Here is a 7,346-nt window from a genome sequence, read left to right as displayed (position 1 = left end):
GGGGCTTATGCTGACGGTACATCATGGCAACACGTTATTCCATTGTTAGAGCAGGATGGCTACAAAGTGACTGCTGTGCAGATTCCGCTCACTTCTCTTGCTGATGATGTGGCAACGACGAAGCGGGCGATTGAGAATCAAAAAGGTTCCGTTGTAGTAGTTGGACATTCCTATGGTGGAAATGTAATCACGGGTGCGGCGGCTGGCAATCCACAGGTGAAAGCTCTGGTTTATGTTAATGCTTTCGCACCAGATGTCGGTGAAAAGACGAGTGATTTGAATAAAAGGTACGCAGCACCTCCGATTAGTACGGCAATTGTATCTGATGCTGCAAACTTCCTCTATGTCGATCGCGGGAAGTTTCACGAATTTTTTGCCCAAGACGTATCAAAGGCTGAGGCGCGAGTGATGGCAGCAACCCAAAAGCCGATCGCCAGCGCCGCGTTTGAGCAATCAGTGAATGAAATCGCCTGGAAAACGATTCCTTCCTGGTTTATCGTGACTCAAAGCGATCGCGCCATTAACCCTGAACTTCAACGATTTATGGCTAAACGGATTAATGCTAAGACAACCGAAGTTAACTCCAGTCATGTTCCTTTTATCTCTCATCCAAAAGAGGTTGCCAAAGTGATTGAAGCAGCAAGTACTGCTGTGAAGTAATCGCAATTTTAAGAGAAGCAGTTTCTCGGTACATACAAATAGAACAGACCTAATTATGACTCTAGGAGATGCGATCGTGCCGACTCAAAATACAAGTATCACTGAAGTCGATGGTAGTCAACCCTTACTGCATCAACATGGATATGAAATTCAGCAGTATGGTACTCTTCGTGATTTGCCAATTGTTCTCAACCCCAGTGCCCGCAGCGAAAGTTGTGTTTTAGTCAATCAAATTTTGGCAGATACGATTATTCTCTATCACCTTTACAAGAAACATCACTGGTTGATGCGCGGACATACGTTTTATCAACTGCATCTGTTGCTTGACAAACACGCCAGCGAACAAATTGAGTTAATTGATGCACTCGGTGAACGGGTACAAATACTGGGAGGCGTGGCGATCGCTGACCCGCGTCATGTAGCAGAAGTCACTAAAATTAAGCGTCCGCCCAACGGTGTTGAGGAAGTACCTGTGATGTTATCGCGGTTACTAGAAGCCCACGAATTGATAATTGGGGAATTGAGAGGGGCGATCGATAAAACAGCAATAAATCAAGATAGCGGCACTAACGACTTGTTAGTGAGCCAAGTCCTGCGAACGAATGAGACGCAAGTTTGGTTTCTAGCAGAACATTTGGTGGATACACCATTGGTACGCAGTTAAATTCAGCAGATCGGGTGTTGTAAATGAATAACTAACAGTATTTCAGCGATCGCTCTTTAAATCAGTTCATTCTTGACTCCATTTATCCATTGTAGATAACAGGGAAGAGAACTTTATGACTAATTATGACTACATTGTAATCGGTGCAGGTTCGGCTGGTTGTGTGGTTGCCAATCGTCTGACAGAAGACAGCGCTGAAAAGCTCAAATATCTTGTCACCTTGGAAGCGACGAAGTGGCAATATACCAACGGTGTTCGCAATCTAGAAGCGATCGGCCCCGATACCTGGACTATCGATCAACATTTCCTCGATCGCCCTGGCAACGGTGAGATAGATTCAACTGGCACTGCTGTATAGCTATGGTACTAATCCACCGCTATATCCGCAATGGCAAGAGTATTTCCGCAACTATCAACCTCCGACCCTGATTGTTTGGGGCAAGAACGACTACATCTTTCCTGCTGACGGTGCTTATCCCTACCAGCGTGACTTGAAAGACGTTGAGTTCCATCTACTCGATACCGGACATTTTGCTTTGGAAGAGGATGGGGATGCGATCGCAAACTATATCGCTCAATTTCTCACTTCACGACTGCAACCCATCTCTGTCTAACTAAATGGCGAAACTGAGCCGTCCATGCAAAACTGCTACTAGCCAACGACGTGGTAGCAACACGAACCTTTTTCTAGCTTCTGGCAGTTGTTCATAAAAGGCTCTAGCGAATCCAAACCCACGAACAAAAACCTACTAAGCTGTTACGCAAATAAGATTGCACATCAACTGGCGAGGTTGTCCTTTGTCCTTAGTAAACACAAATGACTAATGACTAATGACTAATGACTAATTCCATCTATCGCAACGAGATATGAGGAGATCAACATGACAACGAGCAATTCCGATTTTACTGCACGCGAAGCACTACGCCTGCTCGGCCCCGATCCCGAAAACTGGGTGCCCGATCGCCCTGGCATCGATCGCAATGTCACTATAATAGGTGGCAGCGGCAGTGGTAGTACCTTTGCATTTGCGCTACGGCGTGCTGGGATCGGCCGCGTAACGGCGATCGATGCAGCCGATGATGAGGCTCATGCAGGCGTATGGCTGACGCGAGCGCGGATGGAAAAGCTCCGCACGCCGAAAAATGTGCCTGGCCCAGAACTAGGCATCCCAGAATTATCCTTTCAAGCCTGGTATGAAGCGCGGCACGGTGTGGAAGCCTACGCGGCGATCGATCGCATTGGGCGAGTGACATGGGCTGAGTACCTCAGTTGGTATCGGCACTTCCTCGGTATCCAGGTTCGTTACCGGACGAAGTTGGTGCGGATTGAGCCAGCCGCAGGTTTCTTCCGCCTACACCTTGAGGTAAACGATGTCCCGCAGGTAGAGACTACGCGCAAAATTATTTTCGCCAATGGCGTGGCTGGCACTGGTGGCCCATACATACCTCCAGTACTGGCTGACTTACCACGCACGCTGTACGCACATACCGCCGATGCCATCGATTTTGAAGCACTGCGCGGTAAGACTGTGGCAGTGCTGGGTGCGGCGGCTTCAGCTTTCGATGCAGCAGGAGTGGCGCTGGAATCAGGAGCGAAGGCAGTACACCTGTTTTCACGGCGGTCGGCGATCGCATCTCTACCACTACTTCGGATACGGGAATACCCTGGTGCTTACTGCAACTATCCCCAACTACCCGATGCAGCCCGATGGTTCCAAGCTTGGCGCTTTCGTCAAGCAGGCTCCACGCCATCACGGAACGCGGTTGAGCGAGCGATCGCCTTCCCGAATTTTCACATACACCTATCTGCACAGGTGAAATCGGCACGGGAAATGGGCGTTCGCCCTTGGCGTGCCGGAGGCAATCGCATTGTCACCCAGGTGAATGACGATGTTTTCGAGTTTGATTTTGCGATCGCAGGCACTGGTTACTTCGTTGACCCAACAAAGCGTCCCGAACTAGCCGACTTTTCCCAGCACATTGCCCTCTGGCGCGATCGCTACGAGCCACCAGAAGACCTGCGCGACGACTATTTGGGAACGCACCCTTACTTCGGTAACGCCCGCGAATACCTAGAAAAAGTACCTGGTACTGCCCCTTACCTGAAAGATATTCACGTATTTAATCCTGCTGGTTTCGTCAGCTTTGGCTTGCCAATTGGTGACATATTTAGCATCCGCCGCGACATACCTGCAATAGTATCGTGCATCAGTCACGACTTGTTCTTTGAGGACTGGGCGCATCATGAGGCACGGATCACAGGCGATATCGCCCCCGATTTTGAGAACTCGCTCTATGCTGCTGCGGTGTGGAAACAACCGATCGAGGCAGCGACCCACTAGGTCAACAACCTTTTCACCAGTAACAAATAATTCCGACTGGGAAACGATGTCAGTAGAAAGTGATTGCCATTCCACAATCACTGCTGAATCAAATATCACTGTTAAATCAATTTACTTAACAGTGTCATTTCAACAGATTGTTCACTACTTATCAAAGGAGAATGTCATGGTTGCTCAAACAAACTCGCCAGCAGCAGAAATTTTGGAAGTTGCAGACGATCCACGTCTTTCCAGTGGGGTGAAGGAATTTTTGAAAGTGCTGAATTCAGGAGGTGTGCCACTGGAGACACTCACTGCAATCGAAGCACGTCAAGTACTAGTGGATGCACAGGCTTCTGTTCCAGTAGACCTTTCAGGCATTGAAGAGTCTGAGAAGAAAATTATCGCTGACGGTTATTCAATTACGCTCAATATCGTGCGACCGGAAGGCGTCAAAGGCACATTGCCTGTTTTCATCTTTATTCATGGTGGTGGTTGGGTGTTAGGTGATTATCCAACACACAAGCGCATGGTTCGCGATCTGGTTGTGCTTTCAGGGTTTGCAGGGGTCTTTGTCAACTACACGCGCACGCCAGATGCTCAGTACCCACAGGCGATCAATGAGATTTATGCTGCGACCAAATGGGTTGCCGAGCATGGTGAGGAGATTGGGGTGGATGGCAAGAATCTGGCAGTGGTCGGCAACAGTGTCGGCGGAAATATGACAGCAGTCACTGCTTTGAAGGCGAAAGAAAACGGAGGACCACACATCAAGCTACACATCATGATGTGGCCGATCGTCGATGCCGATTTTGAAACGAATTCTTATCATCAATTCGGCGACAAACGGTACTTAACCGTACCCACGATGAAGTGGATGTATGACCTGTACATCCCTGATCCAGAAAAGCGCAAAGACATCTATGCATCTCCCTTACAAGCGACGGTTGAGCAACTCAAAGGCTTGCCTCCAGCATTAATTGTGGTTGCAGAGAGCGATATTTTGCATGACGAAGGCACAGCCTACGGACGCAAACTCGATGAAGCTGGGGTAGAGGTGACAACGGTGCAGTACAACGGCATGATTCATGACTTTGGACTACTCAATGGTTTAGCCGAACTGCCAGAAGTCCGCTCTCTGTTTATTCAAGCTGCTGCCCAATTGAAGAAACATCTGCAATAGGATGCGATCGATGTTTTTGGGGAAAGGAAAAGACGCTTTTCCATTGCTTTGCTGCTTACCGAGTTAGCGTAGGGGAAAAGGGTAAAGCGGAATGGCACTAAGTTAAGACACAGCCCTTGCCGTGACTGGTTCCTAGCCTGGAGGCTGGGAACTAATTCTAAAAGCCTCCGCCTCCAAAGGGTTGATCGGAGGCAGAGCCACTTGAAATACATTCCCAGCCTACAGGCTGGGAACGAGGTGAAACAAGACTTTCGGCTTATTTTAGTGCCATTTGATCGTAATACAAACTACTCTCAAGTAATTATCGGATCATCACCGTTGATTGCGATTGAAAACGAAGCATCACCCAAGCTGATAGATACAGGTCGTATTCTAGGGTGTTCCCTGTTGTGTCATGAAGCAGGTGAAGTGATTTCAACGGTGCAGATGGTGATGCAAGCTCAGATGCCCTACACCGTTCTGCGCGATGGTATTTTGACTCATCCCACGATGACCGAAGGGTTAAATATATTGTTTTCCAAGTTGTAAGAAGACAGCAATTGCAGACCCAAGGATTTACCAAACAAACGACATTTCACTCTTGAAAAAAGTAGATATACCATGATTAGTAAAACATCTAAAGTCGGTATTATTGGTGCAGGTAATGTACAAGCATAACTGCTTTCTAATTATTTAATTCAGCAACTGAAACGTCCAAGTATTCTTATGTGCTTGGTTTGATTTAAATTGTCGCGTGTCATGGCTACGCCCTGCCCGCTATTTGTGCCACTCGCGTAAGTCCTGTACTAGATTGATGGATTCTTCTCAAATTGAAACAGGTGCGCCTCTTTCTATAGAAATTGCTCAAATTGCTTCACCATCAACAACACTCTCTCCTAGCTCAACATTCAGCCCTCGTATTTCTAAAGATGCTGTTCGCACCAGTTTGAGTGCTTCTACTATTGATGGTGTTTTCGCAGCAGTTTTCTCTATTGGTACTGGCGGAATTTTGCTAGGTAATTTCTTGGTGGGGTTAGATGTTAGTCCAGTGGTATTTGGTATGCTGAGTTCTATCCCTATGCTGGTAAATCTCTTTCAGCCGATGGGTTGCAATTTGAATGTCAAATATTACGCTTGAGAATACGGATTGGTATCACTCTATAAGCTCGCCCATATTAAAATCTATTCTTATCCAACCTTTGAGTTTTCGTAAGTTATCGAGAATGAGTAAGGGAATCTGCCAGTGATGTACCATCAGGAAGGGTAAGGGATCGCTCATCTCAAACATTGCTTCTTTCCCCCGTCTGATGTTTCTTAGCCAGGTTTGCAGTTGCTTAAACGATCTAATCTCATTTAGCCGCCAAACTTCGTGGTACAGCCAATAGGTTGGCTTACTATCAGCAAGAGGTTGCAAAGATTCAGCCAGAGGTTCTTTACCAAGATAGGCATCCGCGACTCCTGGATGATTGTAAAACATAGTAATGGCGGAGTGAGTCCGGGGGTTACACTCAATCGCGTAAACAGTTCCGTCTTCTGCCTGGATGAAGTCAAAGGAAAGTTGCCCAGTTTTTCCCAGTTCTTTGGTAAAATGACTCGCCCATTGCATAATTTCTGGGCAATCGACGTTTTCGTAGTTGACTTGAAAGGCAGATGACTCACAGCAGCAGTACATTCTTGACTCTCCATCTCGCGCGGTAGTGTGAGTGCAGTATTCCTTTCCAGGGATAAATTCTTGCATAATCCAGGGGTTTTTCTCACTAATGGGCAGACTATTGACAAATGCTGCTGTTTCTGACGGGGTATCGCAAGGTAGCTTAGTGAGATTCAAGCGACGTATTTGATCGTAGGGGATGCTTTTAAGAATGTATTTGCGCTTCTCCTGAGAAAAGTCAAAGTTGATGACTTGTGCGGGATCGGTAATTTTGAAGGATTTGGGGACAGATAAACCGAACGATCGCGCTGTTTCAGAAAAGGCAAACTTATCATCCAGGAGCTTTGTAACATCAGCATCGAAGTGGAAAAATTCACAAAAGTCTGGTAATGGTGGCTGGCCTCGATCGTAGTGAATAACGGAAAAAATCGCTACCGGGATAAAAAAGTCGATCTTTTCTGTTTTGGCGATCGCGTGTAGGCTTTCAACGTAGCCTTCTAAGTCTTTGCTGGGATCGGGAACGGTATAAAAACCTGCAACAGAGTTGGAATATTTATTACCACTTGACCAGAATTTCTCAATGTCAATTATAATAACCCGATGCCCAGCAGCATGAAATGAACGCGCTAGCTGAAGAGTTTTAGTCATTCTCGCGCCAGCAATCAAGATATTTTTGGAATTGGGGTTGACAACAATTGACTTACCAAATGGTTGCTTAACAAAGTTCCACAGTAGTGATGTTAAGACAACGATGCAGTTTAAGGGAAATGCCAGCGCCAGTAATACAAGAGTGCCCAAGTTTTGGAACACTACAAAAATATACTTTTTCATAGTTAGAATTTTGACATGATAGTGGAATCAGTGCTTGGTGCATAAGAAGAAGTTAAG

The 7,346-nt window shown here is 46.7% G+C and carries 9 protein-coding genes and 1 pseudogene; 8 read left to right on the top strand and 2 right to left on the bottom strand.

The annotated features are described in order from the left end of the window. From AC1F2U_RS31830 to AC1F2U_RS31815, 4 genes are all read left to right on the top strand, one after another. On the top strand, positions 1-660 hold a 660-nt coding region (locus tag AC1F2U_RS31830; protein ID WP_480264758.1), incomplete at its 5' end, for an alpha/beta fold hydrolase. Positions 661-715: 55 nt separating this feature from the next. Continuing rightward, positions 716-1,324, top strand: coding sequence for a Dps family protein (locus tag AC1F2U_RS31825; protein WP_480264757.1), 609 nt, complete (start codon positions 716-718; stop codon positions 1,322-1,324). Positions 1,325-1,439: 115 nt separating this feature from the next. Further along, a complete protein-coding gene (locus AC1F2U_RS31820) occupies positions 1,440-1,682 on the top strand; it encodes a hypothetical protein (RefSeq protein ID WP_480264761.1) in 243 nt (80 codons plus the stop codon). Further along, entirely contained in the window at positions 1,660-1,938 is a 279-nt protein-coding gene (locus AC1F2U_RS31815; RefSeq protein ID WP_480264760.1) for an alpha/beta fold hydrolase, read from the top strand. Before AC1F2U_RS31820 ends, AC1F2U_RS31815 begins: the two co-directional genes overlap by 23 nt. On the opposite strand, the pseudogene AC1F2U_RS31810 reads toward AC1F2U_RS31815, so the two are convergent. Beyond that, positions 1,934-2,028: pseudogene (locus AC1F2U_RS31810) on the bottom strand (IS5/IS1182 family transposase); the annotation flags it as partial. The gene AC1F2U_RS31815 and the pseudogene AC1F2U_RS31810 sit on opposite strands and share 5 nt — an antisense overlap. A 177-nt stretch (positions 2,029-2,205) precedes the next feature. Here AC1F2U_RS31810 and AC1F2U_RS31805 point away from each other — a divergent pair. The 4 genes from AC1F2U_RS31805 (at position 2,206) to AC1F2U_RS31790 (ending at position 5,945) form a co-directional block, all read left to right on the top strand. Further along, the gene (locus AC1F2U_RS31805; RefSeq protein WP_480264756.1) at positions 2,206-3,666 is read left to right on the top strand and encodes an FAD-dependent oxidoreductase; all 1,461 of its coding nucleotides are present in this window, start codon (positions 2,206-2,208) and stop codon (positions 3,664-3,666) included. Continuing rightward, on the top strand, positions 3,620-4,828 hold the full coding sequence (locus AC1F2U_RS31800) for an alpha/beta hydrolase (protein ID WP_480264755.1): 1,209 nt from the start codon (positions 3,620-3,622) through the stop codon (positions 4,826-4,828). Before AC1F2U_RS31805 ends, AC1F2U_RS31800 begins: the two co-directional genes overlap by 47 nt. Before the next feature lie 264 nt (positions 4,829-5,092). Beyond that, the gene (locus AC1F2U_RS31795) at positions 5,093-5,356 is read left to right on the top strand and encodes a hypothetical protein (protein WP_480264754.1); all 264 of its coding nucleotides are present in this window, start codon (positions 5,093-5,095) and stop codon (positions 5,354-5,356) included. A gap of 265 nt (positions 5,357-5,621) precedes the next feature. Beyond that, positions 5,622-5,945, top strand: a complete 324-nt coding sequence (locus AC1F2U_RS31790; protein ID WP_480264753.1) for a hypothetical protein — start codon at positions 5,622-5,624, stop codon at positions 5,943-5,945. A 15-nt stretch (positions 5,946-5,960) separates the two neighbouring features. Here AC1F2U_RS31790 and AC1F2U_RS31785 read toward each other — a convergent pair whose 3' ends face one another. Next, positions 5,961-7,289: an ATP-grasp domain-containing protein gene (locus AC1F2U_RS31785; RefSeq protein ID WP_480264752.1), complete on the bottom strand. Its 1,329-nt coding sequence runs from the start codon at positions 7,287-7,289 to the stop codon at positions 5,961-5,963. Between the last annotated feature and the right edge of the window lie 57 nt (positions 7,290-7,346).

This window comes from Nostoc sp. LEGE 12454, from assembly GCF_056620565.1.
Note: the sequence above shows the minus strand (reverse complement) of the source record. Positions and strands in the feature narration are given on the sequence as shown.

What these genes read in the sequence shown, in the direction of transcription:
- AC1F2U_RS31785 (WP_480264752.1), bottom strand. Translation starts at nt 7,289, where the DNA reads ATGAAAAAGTATATTTTTGTAGTGTTCCAAAACTTGGGCACTCTTGTA.
- AC1F2U_RS31825 (WP_480264757.1), top strand. Translation starts at nt 716, where the DNA reads ATGACTCTAGGAGATGCGATCGTGCCGACTCAAAATACAAGTATCACT.
- AC1F2U_RS31805 (WP_480264756.1), top strand. Translation starts at nt 2,206, where the DNA reads ATGACAACGAGCAATTCCGATTTTACTGCACGCGAAGCACTACGCCTG.
- AC1F2U_RS31820 (WP_480264761.1), top strand. Translation starts at nt 1,440, where the DNA reads ATGACTAATTATGACTACATTGTAATCGGTGCAGGTTCGGCTGGTTGT.
- AC1F2U_RS31800 (WP_480264755.1), top strand. Translation starts at nt 3,620, where the DNA reads ATGCTGCTGCGGTGTGGAAACAACCGATCGAGGCAGCGACCCACTAGG.
- AC1F2U_RS31790 (WP_480264753.1), top strand. Translation starts at nt 5,622, where the DNA reads ATGGATTCTTCTCAAATTGAAACAGGTGCGCCTCTTTCTATAGAAATT.